The 23,576-nt window shown below is 28.0% G+C and carries 18 protein-coding genes, 1 pseudogene and 1 other annotated feature; of the genes and pseudogenes, 1 reads left to right on the top strand and 18 read right to left on the bottom strand.

What is annotated here, in order from left to right; translation table 11 throughout:
• Positions 1-1,141 (bottom strand): hypothetical protein (locus QK892_RS13140; RefSeq protein ID WP_317273994.1); only part of this gene is annotated, 1,141 nt, incomplete at its 3' end.
• 224 nt (positions 1,142-1,365) lie between these two features.
• Between QK892_RS13140 and QK892_RS13145 the strand changes: the two genes are divergently transcribed.
• Positions 1,366-2,343, top strand: a complete 978-nt coding sequence (locus QK892_RS13145; protein WP_317273995.1) for an alpha/beta hydrolase — start codon at positions 1,366-1,368, stop codon at positions 2,341-2,343.
• Positions 2,344-2,369: 26 nt separating this feature from the next.
• Here the strand turns inward: QK892_RS13145 and pyrE are convergent, their stop codons facing one another.
• The 17 genes and pseudogenes from pyrE to QK892_RS13230 all read right to left on the bottom strand — a co-directional run bounded on the left by pyrE (position 2,370) and on the right by QK892_RS13230 (position 23,485).
• On the bottom strand, positions 2,370-3,053 hold the full coding sequence (pyrE, locus tag QK892_RS13150) for an orotate phosphoribosyltransferase (protein ID WP_317273996.1): 684 nt from the start codon (positions 3,051-3,053) through the stop codon (positions 2,370-2,372).
• A gap of 186 nt (positions 3,054-3,239) precedes the next feature.
• The gene (locus QK892_RS13155) at positions 3,240-3,668 is read right to left on the bottom strand and encodes a hypothetical protein (protein WP_317273997.1); all 429 of its coding nucleotides are present in this window, start codon (positions 3,666-3,668) and stop codon (positions 3,240-3,242) included.
• A gap of 88 nt (positions 3,669-3,756) precedes the next feature.
• A complete protein-coding gene (locus tag QK892_RS13160) occupies positions 3,757-5,229 on the bottom strand; it encodes a glutamate synthase subunit beta (RefSeq protein WP_317273998.1) in 1,473 nt (490 codons plus the stop codon).
• Positions 5,229-9,767 (bottom strand): glutamate synthase large subunit, encoded by a 4,539-nt coding sequence (gltB, locus tag QK892_RS13165; RefSeq protein WP_317273999.1) that lies wholly within the window; start codon positions 9,765-9,767, stop codon positions 5,229-5,231. Before gltB ends, QK892_RS13160 begins: the two co-directional genes overlap by 1 nt.
• Positions 9,768-9,841: 74 nt before the next feature.
• A complete protein-coding gene (locus QK892_RS13170; RefSeq protein ID WP_317274000.1) occupies positions 9,842-10,390 on the bottom strand; it encodes an ANTAR domain-containing response regulator in 549 nt (182 codons plus the stop codon).
• Positions 10,391-10,415: 25 nt separating this feature from the next.
• Positions 10,416-11,747, bottom strand: coding sequence for a type I glutamate--ammonia ligase (gene glnA / locus QK892_RS13175; RefSeq protein ID WP_317274001.1), 1,332 nt, complete (start codon positions 11,745-11,747; stop codon positions 10,416-10,418).
• 204 nt (positions 11,748-11,951) lie between these two features.
• A complete protein-coding gene (locus QK892_RS13180; protein ID WP_317274002.1) occupies positions 11,952-13,121 on the bottom strand; it encodes an aminotransferase class I/II-fold pyridoxal phosphate-dependent enzyme in 1,170 nt (389 codons plus the stop codon).
• The gene (locus QK892_RS13185) at positions 13,118-13,600 is read right to left on the bottom strand and encodes an Lrp/AsnC family transcriptional regulator (RefSeq protein WP_317274003.1); all 483 of its coding nucleotides are present in this window, start codon (positions 13,598-13,600) and stop codon (positions 13,118-13,120) included. The genes QK892_RS13180 and QK892_RS13185 overlap by 4 nt, the downstream gene beginning before the upstream one ends.
• 145 nt (positions 13,601-13,745) lie before the next feature.
• Positions 13,746-13,996 (bottom strand) — a binding site (T-box leader).
• Positions 13,997-14,096: 100 nt separating this feature from the next.
• Positions 14,097-15,431, bottom strand: coding sequence for a tRNA (N6-isopentenyl adenosine(37)-C2)-methylthiotransferase MiaB (miaB, locus tag QK892_RS13190; protein ID WP_317274004.1), 1,335 nt, complete (start codon positions 15,429-15,431; stop codon positions 14,097-14,099).
• A gap of 151 nt (positions 15,432-15,582) precedes the next feature.
• Complete coding sequence (locus tag QK892_RS13195; protein ID WP_317274005.1) at positions 15,583-16,497, bottom strand: GNAT family N-acetyltransferase; 915 nt, start codon at positions 16,495-16,497, stop codon at positions 15,583-15,585.
• Positions 16,498-16,613: 116 nt separating this feature from the next.
• Positions 16,614-18,521, bottom strand: a pseudogene (locus QK892_RS13200) (bifunctional 4-hydroxy-3-methylbut-2-enyl diphosphate reductase/30S ribosomal protein S1).
• A gap of 16 nt (positions 18,522-18,537) precedes the next feature.
• Positions 18,538-19,194, bottom strand: coding sequence for a (d)CMP kinase (gene cmk, locus QK892_RS13205; RefSeq protein WP_317274006.1), 657 nt, complete (start codon positions 19,192-19,194; stop codon positions 18,538-18,540).
• Positions 19,195-19,271: 77 nt separating this feature from the next.
• Positions 19,272-20,495: a BaiN/RdsA family NAD(P)/FAD-dependent oxidoreductase gene (locus QK892_RS13210; RefSeq protein ID WP_317274007.1), complete on the bottom strand. Its 1,224-nt coding sequence runs from the start codon at positions 20,493-20,495 to the stop codon at positions 19,272-19,274.
• A gap of 117 nt (positions 20,496-20,612) precedes the next feature.
• Positions 20,613-21,509, bottom strand: coding sequence for a MurR/RpiR family transcriptional regulator (locus tag QK892_RS13215; RefSeq protein WP_317274008.1), 897 nt, complete (start codon positions 21,507-21,509; stop codon positions 20,613-20,615).
• A gap of 135 nt (positions 21,510-21,644) precedes the next feature.
• Positions 21,645-22,187, bottom strand: coding sequence for a tRNA (mnm(5)s(2)U34)-methyltransferase (locus QK892_RS13220; protein WP_317274009.1), 543 nt, complete (start codon positions 22,185-22,187; stop codon positions 21,645-21,647).
• A gap of 9 nt (positions 22,188-22,196) precedes the next feature.
• Positions 22,197-22,925 (bottom strand): pseudouridine synthase, encoded by a 729-nt coding sequence (locus tag QK892_RS13225; protein WP_317274010.1) that lies wholly within the window; start codon positions 22,923-22,925, stop codon positions 22,197-22,199.
• Positions 22,926-23,056: 131 nt separating this feature from the next.
• A complete protein-coding gene (locus tag QK892_RS13230; protein ID WP_317274011.1) occupies positions 23,057-23,485 on the bottom strand; it encodes a MarR family winged helix-turn-helix transcriptional regulator in 429 nt (142 codons plus the stop codon).
• Positions 23,486-23,576 lie beyond the last annotated feature (91 nt).

Below are 23,576 nucleotides of genomic sequence, written 5' to 3' on the forward strand. Positions count from 1 at the left end.
CATCAATTTCTTTCTTTTCTTCTAAGTCATCATAACAGTATTTTAATATATCTTCTTCAATTTTAGATATTTTATTAATTAAAATAAATGTATCCTTATTATGATATGTTGTTTCAAATATTTTTTTATAAAAAGATAATTTTTCATAAACATTTTCATTTTTAATTATATCTGTGATTTCTTCATCAAACTTGCCTTCATCCATCACACATTTCAAAAATGATAATTTTTCTTTTAATATAGAAATAGAATTATAATTTTTTATATACTCTTCATAAATATCTTCTCTTAAACTAGAAAAGATTTTAGCATTATGTTCATCATTCCTTCTATTATGCTTATTAAAAAATATACCCCATTTCTTTTTAGCAGATTTATTCAACAATTCATTATTATATTTTAAATTCACTGTATTTGTTAATGTTACTAAATATTCAGTATTGATAATTTCACCTGCTAATAATGCCTCCATAAAATCCTCAGTATATTTCGATAAAGCTAAGCTATAATCAATTTCTTTATTATCTATGATAGTATTTAGTATTGAGATAGATCCATTTATTAATTCATAATCTAAAGGGTATTTCAAACATTTAAATATTTCATTATCTATAAATCTTCTATGTTTAATATAAACAGTGCTTAAATCTGAAGATAATATTTTATTACAAGCTTCTTTTAACTGATTATACGTATAATTCTTAAAAGGCTTTTTTATTCTATAAGTTCTATAATATTTTTGATAAGGATGATTTTCATTTATCCTTTTTTTAGTTAAGGTGTATTTATTTATAAGACAAATATCATCATTATTACTATTGTTAAATAACCTATTTATCTTCATTAATAGATTATGCTTTTTATTAGTATTTCTATCAATTAGATCTACCTTGCTTATAATAGTTTTTCCTGTTCGTTCTTGCAAATTAGATAATAAATTTTTGATTATTTCTTTAACATTATAATTATTATCTAAATCAACTATTCTTTTTCCAAGTTCTTTAATTAGATTATCTTCTAAAATTAAACCTTTATATTTATTGGAAAGAATTAAAACTTGTTCCTCATTAAATAGATAATAAGATACAACGTCTCTTAGAACATCTAATAGGTCATTCTTATGAACCCTATAACCTTTCATCATTGCATTATTATTTAAAATATTATTTAAAATATTATTTGCAATATTATTAAGGCTTAATAAACTTTCAGTATTATTAAGAGTGAAATCTTCGCTAATAGCAATCTCCTCCTTATTTAAATATTAATACAATATATTCATATATCTAAAAAATTATAATAAGATTCATTTATAATTTTTATTTATGTCAATAATATAAATATTGAATAAAGGGAGTTGATTTTTTGAAGAGATTATTTAAAGTCCTTACAATTTTTTTTGTTACAATCCTAATAACTACTCTTTGTATAATAGTTTACTTCAAAAACTCATTAATGATAGTATATAATGTTTACGAAGAATTGAAAAACTCTAATGAATCAGTAGAGACTTTAGGAAAATTAATTAATTATGACATAACAAATTCCATGGATAATAAAAATGTTAAGTACAAAGAAACATCTTCAAAAGACGTTTTTTTAGATATTTATAAATCTAATATAGACAATAAAACATCACCTGTAATTTTATATGTACATGGAGGTAGTTGGATTTATGGTGATAATGGAATACCAATTGGACTAGAACCAATATTAAACGCTTTTAATAAAAGAGGATATACAATTATAAGTGTATCCTACGAGCTTTTAAAAGAAAATACCCCTATGGATAATCCAATTAAAGACGTAAAAGATTCAATAAGATGGATTTATAAAAATAAGGATAAATATAATTTTGATACAAATAACATTGGAATATTAGGTGTTTCTTCTGGAGCTCATCTTGCCTTAATGGCTTCTTATTCTGATGATGATGAATTTATAGGAGATAAAAGTCTAGAAAAGTATCCTTCTAAAGTAAAATATGTTTTAGATATATTTGGCCCTACTGATTTAAATACATTAGATCCCTCATCTATTGAGGAAGAATATAAAGATGATATTAAAAAGATAATTAACTCACCAGATGTATTAAGGAAACTCAGTCCTATGGATTATATAACTTCCTCTTCTCCTAATACCTTAATCATACATAGTAAAACAGATGAAATAGTACCATATGAAAATGCTAAAAGTTTATATATTAATTTAAAAGATAACGGAGTAAAAAGTAAACTTCTCACATTAGAGTCAGGCTCACACTATTTTAATGGATATAGCGAACCTGAAATTGCAGCATTAATCTTTGAAGTACTTAAATTTTTAGATATAAATAATAAATAAGAAAGGTTAATAAAAATTAACCTTTCTTATTTATTATATGTAACTCCATATTTTTCATAATATTTTTCTATAGAAGTTTTCAAATCATCATCTATATATACTTTACCATTTAACTCTCTATTATGTAGATATTCAACAACTTCCTTCATTGTTACTATTGAATAAGTAGTAATTCCAAAGTTCTCTTTTATCTCATCTTGTGCAGATTTTTCTGATTTCCCTTTCTCCATTCTATCTACGGAAATAATAAGGCCTTTTATATCTACATTCCCTTGCGATTTTAATATTGGTGCTGTTTCATATATTGATGTTCCAGCTGTCATAACATCTTCAACTATAACAACTTTTGAACCATCTCTTAAAGAACCACCTAATAAAATTCCACCTTCGCCATGGTCTTTTACTTCTTTTCTATTTGAGCAATATTCAACATTTATATCATACATTTCATTTAGAGAAATAGCCGTTGTTACTGTTAATGGGATTCCTTTATATGCAGGTCCAAATAAAACATCAAAATCATTACCAAAATGTTTATTTATTGCTTTAGCATAGAATTCCCCTAATTTCTTTAATTGAGCCCCAGTAGTATAATTTCCTGTGTTTATAAAGAATGGAGTATTTCTACCGCTTTTAGTAACAAACTCTCCAAATCTTAAAACATTACTATTTACCATAAATTCTATAAATTCTTCTTTATATCTTTCCACAACAAACATTCCTTCCGATACAAATATTAAACATATATTTACTGAAAACATACGTTTTAATTATTCTATCATTATTTATCATAAATTGCCAATATTTTTATTAAATAATGTACTACAAATAATACAAGCATAAAATTTAGGAGCTGTATAAAACAGCCCCTAATAACTTTATGAATATCTATTCAATTATTCTCTCGCTTCTTTATTTAATTGATAAAGCCTTTCCCTTTCAGGTAAGGTTAAATCTAGAGTTCCTTCTCTCTTCTTTACTAGCTTTTCAAGTTCCTTAAACTTTTCATCTCCTAGTTTACTTCTTATAACTTCAGATTTCATTATCTTTAGTTCGTTATAATCAGTAATAGTTAATGATTCACCGCTTTTCACTTTTTCTCTAAATTCATTTAATTTATCTTTTTGAGATTCACTTAGGTACCCTTCATTTTTAGGAGTCCAAAAGTCATCAAATTTATCATCTTTACTTAAATTCATAGTAGCTTCACTAAATACTCTCAATGCATTACCTTTGTATCTTACATCATCTGATTTTAGAGTAGTAACATTAGAAGATAATATTGTCGTTGAAATTATAGAAAGTAAAGTTAAATATCTTATCATCTTTTGTCCCTCCTTCTAGATATTCATAATATTAGTATATGAAATTCTTAAATAATTAAAGGAAGTAATATTTGCTATTAAAAAATTATTATTTAACAGTTAGATAATCATTAATACTTTTTGCTGCTTCTAATCCTTCTCTAATTGCCCAAACGACTAAAGATTGTCCTCTTCTTGCATCACCACAAGTAAAGATTTTTTCTTTATTAGTTTTAAAAGATTTATATTCTGCATTAATATTCCCTCTATTGTCTAGATTAACATCAAAGCTATTACTAATATATTCTTCAGTTCCTAAGAAGCCCATTGCAATCATTACTATATCAACATCTATTATTTCTTCGCTACCTTCCACCTCTTTAAATGTTAGTCTTCCACTTTCATCTTCATACCAATTTACTCTTATAGTTTTAGCTGCTTTTACGCTTCCTGAATCATCTGAAATAAATTCCTTTACACTTGTAGAATACCTTCTAGGATCTTCTCCAAAAATTTCAATTGCTTCTTCTTGTCCATAATCTACTTTTAGAGTTCTTCTCCATTCTGGCCAAGGATTGCTTTCTAATCTTTTTTTGGGAAGTTGATTTGTGATTTCTAATTGTATTACCGATTTACATCCTTGTCTTATTGACGTTCCAACACAATCTGTACCAGTATCTCCACCACCTATAATCAGAACATTTTTATCTTTACATGAAATATAGTTATCATTAGAGATATTGTTTAATAAATTTCTTGTATTTTCCTTTAAATAATCTACTGCAAAGTGTATTCCTTTAAGCTCTCTTCCAGGAACATTTAAATTTCTTGGCTTAGTAGCACCTGTAGCTAATACAATTGCATCATATTCTTCAAGAACTTTATTTTTTAAGTTTTCATCTAAACAGATATCAGACTTAGTAAAGAATCTAACACCTTCATCTTGTAATAACTCTATTCTTCTATTAACAACTTCTTTATCAAGCTTCATATTTGGGATACCATACATTAGTAATCCTCCGAGTCTATCTTCTCTCTCAAATACATCAACATTATAACCGAATCTATTTAGATAATAGCTACAAGATAATCCAGCAGGTCCAGAACCTATTATAGCAACTCTTTTATTATTTCTATACTTAGGCACTTCTGCCTTTATAATACCTTCATTAAAGGCAGTATCAATAATATATCTTTCATTTTCCTTAATGCTAACTGCAGGACCATTAATAGATACTGTACATGCAGGCTCACAGGGTGCTGGACAAACTCTACCTGTAAATTCAGGAAAAGGATTAGTTTTTAATAATCTATCTAATGCTATATCTATATTATCTTTATATATTAAATCATTAAACTCAGGTATTAAGTTATTTAAAGGACAACCTGATGACATTCCTTTTATTATTATTCCAGATTGACAATATGGAATTCCACAATTCATACATCTTGCACCTTGTTTAATTTGTTCATCTTTTGAAAGCAAGTGATGAAATTCATTGTAATGAGTTATTCTCTCTTCAACAGAATCATTTTTCCCTACCTTTCTTTCAAATTCTAAAAATCCAGTTGGTTTTCCCATTACATAACACTCCTTTCATAAAATGCAGATAGTAGAGCATCTTCATAATCTAAACCTTCATTTTTTTTCATATCTATTAATGTTATTATTTTTTTATAATCATTTGGGACTATTTTTTTGAAATTTTTGACTTCCTCATTCCAATTATCTAATATCTCTGCACCACGTTTAGATTGTGTTAATTCTACGTGCTCTTTTATTAAAGCTATAAGAGATTCTTCGTCATGTTTTTCTATTGATTCTACTTCTACTAACTCTTTATTTAATTTACTATTAAGTGTATTATCTTTATCAAATACATAAGCTATTCCACCACTCATACCTGCTGCAAAGTTAATTCCACACTTACCAAGTAATACTACTGTTCCTCCAGTCATATACTCTAAGCCATGATCACCAACACCTTCAACTACTGCTATAGCACCAGAATTTCTTACTGCAAATCTTTCTCCTGCAACTCCGTTAATAAATGCTTTTCCAGATGTTGATCCATATAAAGCGACATTCCCAATAATAATGTTTTCTACAGGGTCTATATTACAATCTTCTGGATTTTTAACTATTATTTTCCCGCCAGATAGACCTTTTCCTAAATAGTCGTTGCAATCGCCTTCTACCTTTATAGTTAGACCTTTTGGAATAAATGCTCCTATACTTTGTCCTCCAGAACCTGTACAATTTATTACTATTGAATCATCTTTCAAAGTATTATATCCATATTTTCTAGTAATATAGCACCCAAGTAATGTTCCTAAAGTTCTATCAGTATTACTGATATCTATATCTATATTAATTGAATTACGTCTGTAAAAGTTTTTTTCAACTATAGGAATTAATAAGCTTCTATCTAATGTACCAGCTTTATTTTCTTTATAATTTTTATTAAACTTATTTTGTGAAGTAAAGAATCTCTGATCCTGAATTAATAATGAAGATAAATTTACTTTACTTCTTTTAAATCCTTTCTTACTTTCCTTTTCTTTAAGTCTATCAAATCTTCCTACCATTTCGTCAATAGTTCTAAAACCAAGCTTAGACATGTGCTCTCTTAATTCTTCAGCTATAAAATACATAAAGTTAATTACATGTTCTGGTTTACCTTTAAATCTTTTTCTAAGCTCTATATTTTGCGTTGCTATTCCTACAGGACAGGTATCTAAATTACATACTCTCATCATTACGCAACCTAAAGATACTAATGGTGCTGTAGCAAATCCAAATTCTTCTCCACCTAATAGAGCTGCAATGGCAACATCTCTACCTGTCATTAACTTGCCATCTACTTCTAATCTAACTCTATCCCTTAAATTATTTAAAATAAGAGTTTGATGTGCCTCTGCAATCCCAAGTTCCCATGGTAATCCAGCACTTTGTATTGAAGTTTTAGGAGATGAACCTGTTCCTCCATCATGACCAGCTATCAATATTACATTTGCACCAGCCTTAGCTACACCAGTAGCTACAGTACCAACACCTGCCTCAGAAACTAGCTTTACAGAAATATCAGCTTCGTCATTTGATTGTTTCAAATCATATATTAACTGAGCTAAATCTTCTATTGAATATATATCATGATGTGGTGGAGGTGATATTAATCCTACTCCAGCAGTTGCTCCTCTAGTTTTTGCTATCCAAGGATATACTTTATTTGCAGGAAGTTGTCCACCTTCTCCAGGTTTAGCTCCTTGAGCCATCTTTATTTGTATTTCTCTAGCATTAACTAAGTATTCTGATGTTACTCCAAATCTTGCTGAAGCTACTTGTTTTATGGCAGATCTTCTTGAGTCTCCATTTTTATCAACAATATATCTTTCGCTATCTTCTCCACCTTCTCCAGTATTAGATTTTCCTCCAATTCTATTCATAGCAATTGCTAAAGTTTCATGAGCCTCCTTAGAAAGAGATCCATAAGACATAGCACCTGTTTTAAATCTTTTTACTATTGATTCAACACTTTCTACTTCTTCTATCGGAATTGGATCACTTAAATATTTAAAATCTAATAAACTTCTTAAAGTAATGAAGGAATCATCATCATCAATTAGCTCTGAATATTCTTTAAATATTTTATAATCACCTGTTCTAGTTGCCTGTTGTAACTTATAAATAGTTAATGGATTATAAAGATGTTCCTCCTTCTCAGCTCTATATCTATCTCTACCACTTGAATTTAATATAAACTTAAAATTTGAATTACTCTTTTTATTTGCATTTCTATGCCTTCTTAAAATTTCATCTTGAATTTCTTTTAAAGATATTCCTTCTATTCTACTTACTGTATTGGTAAAGTATTTATTTATAACATGTTCATTTATTCCAAGAGCTTCAAATATTTGAGCCCCTTTATATGATTGAATTGTTGAAATACCCATTTTTGATATAATTTTGATTAATCCCTTTAATACAGCTTTATTATATTTTTTTACAGCTATAGTGTAATCTTCATGTAGTAAATTATCTTCCTTCAATTTAAGGATAGACTCATATACTAAATAAGGATTTATGGCAGAAGCACCAAATCCAATAAGTGTAACAAAATGATGTACTTCTCTTGGCTCTCCACTTTCAACTATTAAATCTACCTTACTTCTAAGACCATTTTTAATTAGATAATGATGTACAGCAGATAATGCTAATAAAGATGGGATTGGAATTATCTTTTCATTAACATTTTTATCACTTAATATGATAATGTTATATCCATCTAAAATTAATTTTTCTGCTTCTTCACAAAGTAAATCTAAAGCTAATTCTAAATCATATTCATCTTCTTTCTTTCCATAAGAAGCATTAATAGTCTTTACTTTAAAGTTAGGATTATTAAGATTTTTTATTTTATTTAAATCATCATTTGTCAAAATTGGTGTTGTTAATTTAATTTTTTGCTTATTTTCGTTTAATTCACCTAATATATTGCCAGATGCTCCAAGATACATTGTTGTAGAAGTTATAATTTCCTCCCTAATAGCATCAATAGGAGGGTTTGTAACTTGAGCAAATAATTGTTTAAAATAATTGAAGAGTAGTTGTGGTTCTTTTGATAATACAGCTAAAGGAGTATCTACACCCATAGAAGTAATTGGTTCCTCACCATTTTCACACATTGGTAATATAGTATTATTTAAGTCTTCATATGTGTAATTATAAATCTGCAGTAATTTGTCTCGATTTATATTAAATATTTCGTTATTATTAGAATCTACATGTATATTTTCTAGTGGCAAAATATTATTACTTACCCAATCTAAATAAGGCTTCTTTGAATAATATTCTTTCTTTACTTCCTCATTGCTTAATAATTTTTTATTTAAAGTATCAACAAGTAATATTTTCCCAGGTGTTAATCTACCTTTTGATACTATATCTTCATTTCTTATATCTAAAGCGCCAACTTCTGATGATAGAATTAAGTTGTTATCTTTTGTTATATAATATCTAGCTGGTCTTAAACCATTTCTATCTAAAGTTGCTCCCATCACATTACCATCAGTAAAAATAATTGCAGCTGGTCCATCCCAAGGTTCCATCAATGTTGCATTATATTCAAAAAAAGCCTTTTCTTCTTTAGGGATGAAGTTATTTTTCTCCCAAGGTTCCGGTATTAACATCATAATAGCTTCTTCTATGCTTTTTCCATTCATCATTAAGAATTCTAAAGTATTATCTAAAATTGCAGAATCTGAACCTTCACTATTAATAATAGGTAGGACTTTCTTTAAATCACTCCCTAATTCTTGAGAATATAAATTGCCTTCTCTAGCTAATAAACTATTTATATTACCTCTTAGAGTATTAATTTCACCATTATGAATTATATATCTATTAGGATGAGCTCTTTTCCAACTAGGAACTGTATTTGTGCTATATCGTGAATGTACCATTGTAATTGCTGATTGAACTTTCGCATTTGATAAATCTAAATAAAAATTTTTAAGTTGGCTTGCTAGTAATAATCCTTTATAAACGATTGTTTTAGATGACAAAGAAGATATATATGCCTTTTCTGTTACTAGTTCTTTCTCAAATCTTCTTCTAATAATGTATAATTTTCTTTCAAAATCTCTATAATCATCCATGGTTGATGGCTTTTCTATAATTACTTGTTTAAAGCATGGCATGGATGATATTGCATATTCACCTAGAACGGATTTATTTACTGGTACAGACCTCCAAGCTAAAATTCTTAGCTTTTCTTCATGGCATAATCTTTCAAATATATTTACGCAAGCTTTTTGTTCTGTATCCTCTGTAGGTAAAAACAACATACCTATAGCATAATCTCCCTCTAGAGGTAGGATTACTCCTAGTTTCTGAGCCTCTTCCTTAAAAAATCTATGAGGAATTTGGAATAGTATACCTGATCCGTCACCAGTTTTACCATCTGCTCCAGTACCTCCTCTATGCTCCAAATTTATTAATATATTAAGAGCATCCTCAACAGATTTATGGGTTTTAACTCCATCAATATTAACTACAGCTCCGATCCCACATGCATCATGTTCAAAAGAGCTCCTATATAAACCTATATCATTATGCATAAATATCTTCCTTTCTTTAAAATAATTTGTTATATGCAATTATACTAGCCCTAGGGCTAGTATAATTTAGTTCTTTATAATGATAAAATTTGTTTTGCATAATCAATCATTTTTAATCCAGAATCCATACTGCTTTTTTGAATATATCTATAAGCTTCTTGTTCATTTAGGCCTTCTTGTTCCATAAGTATTCCTTTAGCTTTTTCGATGATTTTCCGTTCATTCATTTTTACTTCTAGATTATTAACTTTTTCTTTAAGCTTATTAACCTTTCTTTCACTTTGATATATTATATCTAAAGTATTTAATAATAATAAGGTGTTTATTGGGCTTGATATGCAAAAAATATCAGTTTCTTCTTGTACAAATGATTTATAAGGTTCATTTACAATTGCAAGAAAACTACATTCATCTCCAGTATTCTCATAAATATCAAGTAAATTCATATCCTTAAATTTATATCCACTAATGACTATAGAGGGAGAAAATTGTTTAATGGATCTTATAAGTTCATTCCCATATTTACACACTGTTATAACATTAAATCCATTTCCTACTAGTATGCTCTTTATCTTTTGAGAAATATCTTCGTTACTTAGTGCTAAAATTATATCTATTGCCATTTACATTGCTCCCTTACAAGTAAAATTAATATTGATTTAAATAATTATCAATCTCCCAAGCATGTACTTTACTTCTATAGTCATCCCACTCTGCTTTTTTTGCCTTTATATAGTTATTAAATGTGTGTTCTCCTAAAGTGTTCTTAACTAATTCACTTTCTTCCATATATTTTATTGCCTCTTCTAAGCTACCTGGTAAACTATCGATACCTTCTAGCCCTCTTTCTTCTAAAGACATCTTAAATATATTCTTTTCTACACTTTCTGGTGGAACTAAATTATTTTTTATTCCATCAAGTCCTGCAGCCAAAAGACATGCTAATACTAAATATGGATTTGCACTTGGGTCCGGACATCTAAGTTCAATTCTTGTACCATTTCCTCTAGATGCAGGAACTCTTATTAAAGGACTTCTATTCTTTGCTGACCATGCTATATATACTGGAGCTTCGTATCCTGGTACTAATCTCTTATAAGAGTTAACAAGCGGATTAGTAATAGCTGATATTCCTTTAATATTCTTTATTAATCCAGCTATAAAGCTATATGCAGTTTTGCTTAAACCTAATTTATCATTTTCATCAACAAAAGCATTCTTTCCATCTTTGTTTAATGACATATTTATATGCATTCCTGAACCATTTATTCCAAAGAAAGGCTTCGGCATAAATGTTGCATATACCCCATGTCTTTGTGCTATAGATTTAACTACCAACTTGAAAGTCATTATATTATCTGCAGTAGTTAATGCATCTTCATATTTAAAATCTATTTCATTTTGTCCAGCTGCAACTTCATGATGTGATGCTTCTATTTCAAATCCCATATCTTCTAATATTAATGCTATATCTCTTCTAATATTTTCACCAGAATCTAAAGGACTTAAATCGAAATATCCGGCATCATCTTGAGTCTTTAATACTGGTTGTCCATATTCATCAGTATTTAATAAGAAAAATTCACATTCTGGACCTACGTTCATAGAATATCCTAAAGATTCTGCATCTTTTAATACTCTTTTTAGTATATTTCTTGGGTCTCCTTCAAATGGAGCTCCTTCTGGTCTATATATATCACATATCAACCTAGCAACCTTACCTTGTTGTGGTCTCCATGGAAAAATTACAAAACTATCTAAATTAGGTCTTAAATACATATCGGATTCTTCTATTCTAACAAAACCTGATATAGATGAACCATCGAACATAATTTGATTATCTAATGCCTTCTCTAATTGCTTGTCTGTAATTGCTACATTTTTTAAGGATCCAAATATATCAGTAAATTGTAACCTAATAAATTTAACCCCATTTTCCTTCACTAATTGAATAATATCATTTCTTGAGTATTTTGACATAATTACTTCCCCCTTTTTCTTTATAAAAAAAGCGCACAATAGAAAACTCTCTATTGAACGCCTTTGTTCAAAAATTACTTAAATTACTTGATATAATTATATTATTAAATTATCAGATTTGCAACTATTTTTTGAATATTTTGTATAAAATTTTACATATTAGTATTAAAAGTTAATATTATCCCGATAAAATTTGAACAATTATTAATTAATCCTTTTATTAATAAACCTTCTAATTCTTTTAACTGCCTCTATTAAATCCTCTGTAGAAGAGGCATAACAAGCTCTTATAAAACCTTCTCCACATTCTCCAAAAGCATTTCCTGGAACTGCTAGTACCTTTTCTTCTAATAATAGCTTCTCACAGAACTCATCTGATGATAAACCTGTAGACTTAATACATGGAAATACATATAAAGCTCCTAAAGGCTCAAAACATTCTAACCCCATACTTCTGAATCCATCAACTAATATCCTTCTTCTTCTATTATATTCTCTAGCCATTTCTCTAACACTATCATCACCATTTTTAAGTGCCTCAATTGCCGCAAACTGTGCTGTTGTAGGTGAGGACATTATTGCATATTGATGTATCTTCTTTAATGCATCAATTAATATAGGATGTCCACATACATAGCCTAATCGCCATCCTGTCATCGCATAAGCTTTAGAGAAACCATTAATAACTAAAGTTTTATCCCTTACTTCATCAAAACTTGCAATTGAATAGTGGTCCTTATCATATGTAAGTTCCGCATAAATCTCATCTGAAAGAATTATAATATCCCTATCTTTTAAGACATCTACTATTTCCTTCAATTCATCCTTAGTCATAATTGCTCCAGTTGGATTATTAGGAAAAGGAATTATAACTACTTTTGTTTTAGGTGTTATAGCTTTTTCAAGAAGTTCTGCAGTTAGTTTAAATTCATCTTCATGCCTCAAATTAACGATTACTGGAGTTGCCCCACAAAAAGTGGCACAACCTTTATAGGCTACGAAACTAGGCTCAGGTATAATAATTTCATCTCCAGGTCCTAAAAGTGCTCTTAGTGCAAGATCTATTCCTTCACTCCCACCTACAGTTACTAAAATTTCATCATCCGGATTATAATTTAATTTAAATCGTCTATTTAGATAATTTGATATCTCTCTTCTTAATTCTATAAAGCCAGCATTGGAAGAATAATGTGTTTCACCTTTTTCCAATGAATAAATACCAGCCTCAATAACATTCCATGGTGTAACAAAATCTGGTTCTCCAACTCCAAGTGAAATAACGTCATCCATTTCATTAATTAAATCAAAATATTTTCTAATACCTGAAGGAGGCATATTTCTTACATTATCTACTATCATTTCTTCTAATATCATATAAATATAGCCTCCCTACTTTCATTTTTTCTTTCTTTAAATATTCTTCCATTATCTTTATATTTCTTTAATACAAAATGAGTCGCTGTACCTGTAACATATTCTTGTATTGCTAGTTTTTCAGATACGAATAAAGCAACTTCCTTCATAGTTTTTCCTTCAACTATAACAGTTAAATCAAATCCCCCAGATGACATTAAATAGCAAGCTTTAACTTCATTAAATTTATATATTCTTTCTGCTACTTTATCAAACCCAACTCCTCTTTGAGGTGTAATTTTAACTTCAATAAGTGCTGTTACAGTTTCTTTTCCTGTATTCTCCCAATTAATAAGAGTTGTATAACCTGCAATAACATTTTTCTCTTCATAATCCCTTATTGCCTCTCTAACCTCCTCAACAGTCTTGCCAGTCATAGTTGCAATTTCTTCATCCTTATACCTACTATTTTTTTCTAATACTTCTAATATCTCATCCATACTCCATACCTCCATAAACTTTAAGTTAATAACTAAATTAAAAAAGTTATTATAATATGTAATATAAGTACAGTATAAATAATACTAGTACTAATAACTTACCTATAACTATAAAAAAAATAAAAAAATAAATCCTCCATCCCAAAGAAGGGACGAAGGACAATGCTTCCGCGGTACCACCCTAATAAGTAATATTATACTCACTCATTATGAACATCCATATGTTCATTTCTCTATAACGGGAGAAAACCGTCAATATCTAATTAAGAAATATACTCTTATTTTTCAATATGAGATTCAAAGGCTGCTTCATTTAACATACCATACTAAACTCTCACCTAACTTTAGTTCTCTTTAATGTTTAGTTAAACTACTCTTCCTTATCATTATCTTTAAAATAATACTTTTTTATTATTATAATAATAAATTCATAAATATTCAATAGATATTATGATAAAAATTCAAAAAATTATGATAAATATTTTAAATGTACTTTTTATACAACTTCACCTATTAATGAGAAAGGTTGAGCTCTAAGTATTTTTACATTAACTAAATCTCCAACTTTCACATTTTCTCCCGTAAAATTAACTAGTTTTCCATTTCTAGTTCTACCAGAAAATTTGCTTTCATCATTTTTACTTGGACCTTCAACTAATACTTCAACTATTCTATTTTCGAATTCTTTATTCTTATTTATAACACTTTCATTCACAGCTTTTACTAATCTATCAAATCTATGATGCTTATCTTCATCTGAAACTTGGTTTAACATCATATCAGCAGGAGTATTATTTCTTCTTGAATAAATAAATGTAAATGCTGAATCATATTGAACCTTATTTACTAAGTCTAATGTATCTAAGAAGTCTTCTTCAGTTTCTCCAGGGAATCCAACAATAATATCTGTTGTTAAAGTTACATCAGGAATTTCTTTCTTGATTAAATCAATTAATTCTAAATATGATTCCTTAGTATAATTTCTGTTCATTTTCTTAAGGATTCTATTTGAACCACTTTGAACAGGTAAATGTACTTGTTCACATAATTTATCACATTCTTTTATAGCTAATATAACATCTTTAGTTAAATCTTTTGGATGAGGTGACATAAATCTAACTCTTTCAAGGCCTTCTACTTCATTCACCTTTCTTAAAAGTTTAGCAAAATCTATATCTTCCTCTAGCCCTTTTCCATAAGAGTTAACATTTTGCCCTAAAAGAGTAACTTCTTTATATCCTTTAGATACTAAATCCTTAATCTCATTTATAATATCTTCTGATTTTCTACTTCTTTCTCTACCTCTTACATATGGAACAACACAGTAAGTACAGAAATTATTACATCCATACATTATAGTTACAAAAGCTTTAACTGAACTTTCTCTATCTACAGGTATTCCTTCTACAATTTCAGTTTCCTTATTAAATATTTCTTTAACTTGAACTCCTTCAGTTTTTACTCTATTTAAATATTCTGGGAACTTAAATGCATTATGTGTACCAAATATTATGTTAACATGAGGGAATTTCTTAAGTATTTTATCTGCCATTCCTTCTTGTTGCATCATACATCCACAAATTGCAATTATTAAATCAGGATTTTGCTTTTTTAAATGCTTTAATTCACCTAAGTTACCAAATACTTTATTTTCTGCATTTTCTCTAACACAACATGTATTATATATTATTATTCCAGCTTCTTTTAAATTATCAGTTTTACTATAACCTATACTTTTAAGCATACCGGATAGCTTTTCTGAATCTTCTTCATTCATTTGACATCCCCATGTCTCAATATAATACTTTAATTCTTTAATTTCTTCCTTCATAAGTATTCTCCTTTATAGAATATATTTTCTCCAGTAACATTATAATAAAAATACATAAATTTTTAAATAGCTATAATTAAATTTGATGATAGTTTGTGTTTAAATTATATGCTTATTATAATAAAAAAAACTGTATCAATAGATACAGCTTTTAATGCCCACGCTCCCAAACAATCACCTTATTAACTTCTTTAAATCCTATAGATTTATATAAATTAATTGCTTTTACATTGTTAGAATCTACTCTTATATATAAATCTTCAATTCCATAATTTTTAGCTGCTTTTATAATTTTACTTAAAAATATTTTACTTAATCCCTTACCTCTATATTTAGCAACCATTCCAAAATTAACTATTGTGTACATATTTCTATTAAATATAATTTGACCATATCCTATATAATCATTATTCAGCATTCCAAAGAAGCAAAGATCTTTTAAATAATAATCTTGAGTCATATCTGCGTAAATATCATCAACAGTTAGTGGTCTTCTATTCCATTGTGAAAAAATATCATTTTGAATATTACACCTTAGAATTTCATCTTTACCTACATACAATTTCCTAATTGAAAGGTTATCTTTGTTATAACCATATTTGTTACTGTTACTACCCTCTTCATTTTTATCCTCTGACTTTAACTTTAATTCTATATTATCATAGTTAGTAGTGTTTAGTTTTAGTAGTAAGGTGTAATTATCTTTTCTAAAACCTAACTTATTAAATATTATTGTATTTTCTATAGATTCGATTTCTTCATAATATAGAATATTATTATCAAAACTTGATAATATAGATTCATCAATTGTATCTGTATAAGAACTATCTATATATAAAGCCCATACTTTAATATACTTTCCAGAACCATTCTCATACCATATATAGCCTATACACTCATCATTTATAATTATAAGTCTAATGAACTTCCTATATAGAAATTTAAGTAAAAAATTTTGTTCTTCATAACATCTAAAGAAATCTTTATTATAACTAATCTTTTTAAAATTCTTATTATATATTTCTTTGAAAGTATCCATATTATTTAATGTCAATTTTTCCAACATTAACAAATAACCCCTTTTTTTAACTATATAATAAGTATATTTCTAATTAGTTACTTTGGTCAAGATACAAAAAAATAAAAATAGATCACATATAATTATATGTGATCTATTTTTTATTACTTAGCGTCTCTTATACTTAAAGCAATTTTCTTATTTTCTGCATCTACAGATAAGATTATAGCTTTTATTTCGTCTCCGATACTTAATACATCTGCTGGATTATTAATTCTTTCATTACTTATCTTTGAAATATGAACTAATCCATCTACACCTGGTTCTAATTCTACAAAAGCTCCAAAGTCATTAATTCTTACAACTTTTCCTAGTACTGCTGAACCTTCAGGGTATTTTTCTTCTATATTGCTCCATGGTTCTGGAGTTAATGCTTTAATGCTTAAAGAAATTCTATTTTTTTCTCTATCAGCTTCAATAATTTTAGCATCAACAATTTGCCCTTTTTTTAGTACACTTTCAGCAGACTTAACATGATTCCATGATATTTGAGATAAATGAATTAATCCATCTACACCATTAATATCTGCAAAAGCTCCAAAATTAGTAAATCTTTTCACTTCTGCCTTAACTACTTCGCCAACTTTTATATTTTCCCAAGCTGCATCTTCAATAGCTTTCTTAGCTTCTTCTAGAATAACTCTTTTTGAAGCAACTATCTTTAAAGGATTTCCTAAAGAGAAATCTATTAATCTAACTTCTAGTTCAGTTCCTACTAGGTTGCTTCTATCATTAGAAAATCTAATATCTACTTGAGATGAAGGAACAAAAATTCTTACTCCATTATAGTAACCAATTAATCCTTTTTCTATTGCGTCTTTAATCTTAATTTTAAAGTTTTCTTTGCTATTAAACTTAGCTTCTAACTCTTCTAAAGTCGCTTTCTTTTCATATTCTAATCTTGAAAGAACTACATTTCCATCTTCATTTTTTAGCTTTATAACCTTTGCAGTTATTTCATCACCAACCTTTATTTTTTCAAGGTAAGTATCTAAATTTTCTTCAGAAGTTAATTCTTTAAAAGGTATTACCCCATCAGATTTATATCCAACTAAAGAGATAGTAACTTCATCTCTTCCAACAGATAAAATCTCTCCGTTGATCTCATCACCAATTCTAAATCTCTTATCCATTTCTTCCATTAACTTTAATTGATCTTCCATTTAGTTTTTTCCCTCCATAATATCGATTACTTCTTTTATTATCCAGTCAGGAGTAGATGCACCTGCAGTAATCCCAACAGTTTTATCTTTATTTTCTTCAATGAATTCTTTTGTAAGTTCTTTTGAATTCTCAATATGAATTGTATTCGGACAGTTTTTCTTTGATATTTGATAAAGTTTAGTCGTATTAGAACTATTTCTTCCACCAATTACAATCATAGTATCTACCTCTCTAGATAATTCATTAGCACTCTTTTGTCTTACTTCCGTAGCAGAACAAATTGTATTAAAAGCTAATAGTTCTTTTGTGCTAGAGGATAAATTACTTACTGTCTTTTTCCATGTCTCTTCTTTCTCAGTCGTTTGAGATACAACACATACTTTCTTTGGTACTTTTTCTTCGAAAGTACCATCTTTAGTTATAACAGCACTATTTTTACACCATCCATTAATTCCAATAACCTCTGGATGTTTGTCATCTCCTAATATTACAATATTATATCCTAAATCTGAGTACTTATTAACTTTCTTGTGTATATTAGTAACATATGGACATGTTGCATTTACAACTATCAGACCATTTTTTTCTAGGGTTTCAGTAACTTCTTTAGAGACTCCATGAGATCTAATTACAATTACATCACCTTGATTTAGTTTATTAATTTCATTATAGTCAATAGCAAAAATATCATTTTCTTCTAAATACATAACAACATCATTATTATGTATTAAAGGTCCTAACGTGTAAATTTTCTTATTATATTTCTTCTTTACTTTCAGAGCTTCTTCTACAGCTCTTTGAACACCAAAACAAAATCCAGCATTTTCAGCTAAAATCACTTTATTCATACTAATTCTCCTAAGATTAAATTTTTTTACTTTTTATACTTAGGGATATTTTTTCTACAACTTCTTCAATTGAAAGATTAGTTGTATCTATTTCAATAGCATCTTCTGCTTTCCTTAGTGGGTCAACCTCTCTATGGCTATCGATATAATCCCTTTTTATTATATCTTCTAATATAGTAGAGTACTCTACTGCTAACCCCCTATTTTTTAGCTCCTTATATCTTCTATCTGCTCTTGCTTCCGGAGTTGCTGTTAAAAAAAACTTAAACTTTGAGTCCTTTAATACCACTGTTCCAATGTCTCTACCATCCATTATTACATCAAATTTCTTTGACATCTCCCTTTGAAGTTTAACTAATTTACTTCTAACTTCTTTTATAGAAGCATACTTAGAAACTATACTACTAATTTCAGGCATAGTTATTTTTTCTTGAATATTTTCCCCATTCAAAATTAAATCATCATTTTCGAATTTCATATCAAAAGAATCAATTATCTTGCATAAAGCATCAATATCTGTTTCCTCAATATTTTTTTCCTTAGCTACTAAGGCTACAGCTCTGTACATTGCACCTGTATTTATATACATTAAATTAAAATTCTTGGCAACTAATTTAGCAATTGTACTTTTACCAGCTCCAGCTGGTCCATCTATAGCTACTGATATTCTCAAAATAGTATTCCACCTTTCGTATTTGAAAAACATTTTCATATAAATTATATTATTATTATGCATTTTTAACAAGCATTTTATAGATTGCTTCCGGCTAAATAACCTGTAGATAGTGCAATTTGCACATTATATCCACCTGTAAAAGCATCAACATCAATAACTTCTCCTGCGAAAGATAGATTATTAATTATCTTAGATTTCATCGTTGATGGATCAATTTCTAAAGTATCCACTCCCCCAGAAGTTACTATTGCTTCTTCTATTGGCCTTAAGCCTTTTATTCTCATTTTTATTCCTTTAATTAGATTTACTAAATTTTTTCTCTCATCTCTAGTTATTTCATTAACTTTTTTATTTTCTTCAATATTAGATAAGGAAATAATTATAGGTATTAATTTTTGTGGAAGCAATTCATCTAAAGAATTTTTGAAGTCTTTATTTATGAATTTTTTAAAATCCTTTTGTATTCTTTTATCTAATTCATCATGTGTTAATGCTGGTTTTAAATCTACAAGTAAAGTATAACTCTTATTTTTTTCAATATACCTTGAAGCCTTTAAAATAATAGGGCCTGATAAACCATAACTTGTAAATAACATTTCACCTTGATTTTTATATATTGGCTTTTTATTATTGTCATTAAATAATGAGATTTCAATGTTTTTAAGATTTAATCCTACTAAACCTTTTATCCAAGTATCCTTTAATTCTATTGGAACTAGCGATGGTTTTAAGTCTATTATATTATGTCCAAGAGACTTTGAAAACCTTATACCATCTCCACGAGAGCCAGTTAGTGGATAAGAAACTCCACCAGTAGCCATTATGAAATGATCACCCTCTATGTAGTAATTATTATTGATCTCAACAGCCTCTACCTCTTTATTACTAAATTTAATGTTAGTAACAGTACTGTTTAATTTTAACTCTATATTATTGTTATCTATCTCTTTCATTAATCCTTTTATTATATCAGATGACTTATCTGAAGCAGGAAAAACTCTACCGCCTCTTTCACTCTTAAGCTTTATTCCTTGAGATTCAAAAAAATTAATCGTATCTTCATTTGTATAAGAATATAATGCGCTATATAAAAAATGAGGATTTCCTGGAATAAAATCAAAAAACTCTGCTATATCTTTACTGTTGGTAACATTACATCTACCCTTCCCAGTGATAAATAGTTTTTTCCCAACTTTTTCATTACCGTCTATTAATATGACTTTATTATTATTTTTTGCTGCGGTTATAGCTGCCATCATACCTGCTGGGCCTGCTCCAATTACTATAACTTTTTTCATTACAGTCCTCCAATGCATTATTTTATCTTATTAAATATATCATTTAACATAATTTAATTCAACTTTTATCCATAAAAAAACGACCAAATACTGGTCGTAGATATTCATTGAACCTTATTATTCATCTCCAACATTTTTATTGTTATAAGAGTACACATTATAGTCTCTCCAAATAGACTCTAAATTGTTAAATGTAGCAGCTATACTTTGCTTTTCTCTCATACCAACAGCCATTATTAAAGCATTAATAACAGACAATGGAGCAACTAAAGAATCAACAAAAGAAGCCATATTACTTTGAGCTATTAATGAATAGTCTGCTTTTGCAGCTAACGGCGATAAAAGACTATCTGTTATTGCTACTACATTAGCTCCTCTATCTTGTGCAAAAGCTAGTGCGTCAATTGTTCTAGAAGCATATCTAGGAAAACCTATTCCTATAACTAAATCTCCCTCTTCTAAATTAATCATTTGTTCAAAAATATCTGAGATTCCATATCCAACAACTCTTACATTTTGTAAAATTATATTAAGATAAAATCCTAAGAAATCAGCTAATGCAGTTGAACTTCTAAGTCCAATTATGTATATTCTTTTCGCTTCAAATATTTTTTTAATAACTTCTTCAAATGTATTATAATTAATTTTCTCTAAAGTAGCTCTTATATTTTCCATATCGGCTTTAAGAACTCCCTTAAGAGCATAGCCTTCACTTACATAGTCATTAGATAACTCTAACCTTTGTACTGTTGTTAGCTTGTTTTTTATTAGTTCTTGTAAGGCTTTTTGAAGTTTAGGATATCCTGAAAAACCAAGTTCATTGGCAAATCTAACTACTGTTGATTCTGAAACTCCAACTGAGACTCCAAGTTTAGCCGCAGTCATAAAGGCTGCTTTATCATAACTTTTTAAAATATATTCAGCAATTAATTTTTGTCCTTTACTTAATCTTGGAAACCTTGATTGTATTAATCGCATTAAATCTTTTGAATTATCACTAAGATTAGTATCCATCCCTATCCCTTCTTTTCAAATAAACTAAGAATTATCAATTACATATTAACATTTTTTGAATAAATCATCAATAATAATTTCATTTTCTTATTAATATATTATAGAAACTCATAGTATAATTTTAAGTTGTCAATTTTATTTTTTCTCGATCACCACTAGTAATGGTGGTGTATTTTGCCTATTTAAGTAAGATTGAATCATAACTCCAAAATGTTTTTTAGGTAAAGTTTTAAGATATTCTAAAATGCAAGTTTCTTCTATTTTACCTTCATTATGCCCTGTATAAATACATATTGTCATTATTCCACCACTACTTAATATCTCTAAACCTACTTTTATACTTTCAAGCGAGGTTTCATGTAGTGTAGTGATTTCTTTATTCCCACCAGGTAAAAATCCTAAGTTATACATAATACAATCTACAGATTCATCTACATAAGCTTTAAATAGATGATGAGAATCATTTATAATAGTAACATTATCACTTTTATTATCTGTATATTTGTCGCATGCATCTTTTTGAATATCAAAAGCATATACCTTTTCAAAAAACTGTGCTAAGAAATCAGTATCATATCCATTGCCTAAAGTTGCATCTATCGCAACTTTTTTATTTTCTACAAAGTCTTTAATTATATAATGAGATAAATCACTTATATTTCCTACATACTTAAACATATTACACCTCTATAATGAATTTAAATATTTCAATTCATCACTAGTTAAATTTCTCCACTCACCTTTTTTTAAATATCCTAATTTTATTTCACCAACAGATATTCTTTTTAAAGTTATAACTTCATGTCCAAGAGCTTCACACATTCTTCTTATCTGTCTATTTTTCCCCTCATGAATTGTTATTTCCACTAATGAATTAATTGAATTACTTTTTTTATTTCTTTCTATATCAATTAACTTTATTTTTGATTTTGCGGTAATATATCCACCAATATCTATTCCATTTTCAAACCTTGTAAGTTCATCATTAGTAAATTCACCCTTGCATAATACAATATATTTCTTATCTACCTTAACCCTTGGATGAATTATTTTATTATATATTTCTCCATCATTAGTTAGTAAAATCAATCCAGAACTATCATAATCTAATCTCCCTATAGGATATATTCTTTCATTAACTTTAACTAAATCTAAAATTGTTTTTCTTCCTTTTTCATCACTCACAGATGTAATATATCCTTCAGGTTTATTAAGCATAATATACACCTTATTTTCTTCGGGCTTTATTATCTTACCATCATAATATACAACATCTCTTTCTGGATTTATCTTAGCTCCAAGTTCATTTATAATATTATCATTAACTTTTACCTTACCACTAAGTATTATTTCTTCACACTTACGTCTAGATGCTACCCCGCATCTTGCCATATACTTTTGCAATCTTTCTTCCATTAATATCACTCCGTTTTTTTAATAAACACTTAATATAGTACTCTAGTATAAAATTTTATGCAATAAATTTATTATATACAAAAATAGAGTATATTTAATTAAAAAAACCAAATATACTCTATTTTACATTATTATAAATTTTCAAGTAATTCATCTATACTTCTTTTTAACTCAATAGCTTTTTCCTTTGAAATATTAATAGTGCATAACATCTTATCTGGAATATCTTTTGCTTTTTCTTGAAGATTAGAACCTTTTTCAGTCAATTCAGCTATTACAACTCTATCATCATTTTCCGATCTATATCTTTTTATAAGATCCATTCCTTCTAATTTTTTTAATAATGGTGTTAAAGTTCCAGAGTCTAGATGTAGCCTGTTACCAATATGTTTTACAGTTGCTTTTCCTTCTTCCCATAATACAAGCATTACTACATATTGAGTATAAGTAAGTTCAATTTCATCTAATACTGGCTTATACAATTTAATTATTTCTCGAGATGCAGCATAAAGAGAGAAGCATATTTGATTATCTAAATTTAAACTACTATAATCATTCATATTTTTTCACCTTCAATATAAATATCAAATTTAATTTTATTAAATTAAATTGATTTTACATTTTTTAATCTTTCATGTCAATATATATTAT

This window comes from Clostridium lamae, assembly GCF_033043255.1.
Lineage (GTDB): Bacteria > Bacillota > Clostridia > Clostridiales > Clostridiaceae > Clostridium > Clostridium lamae.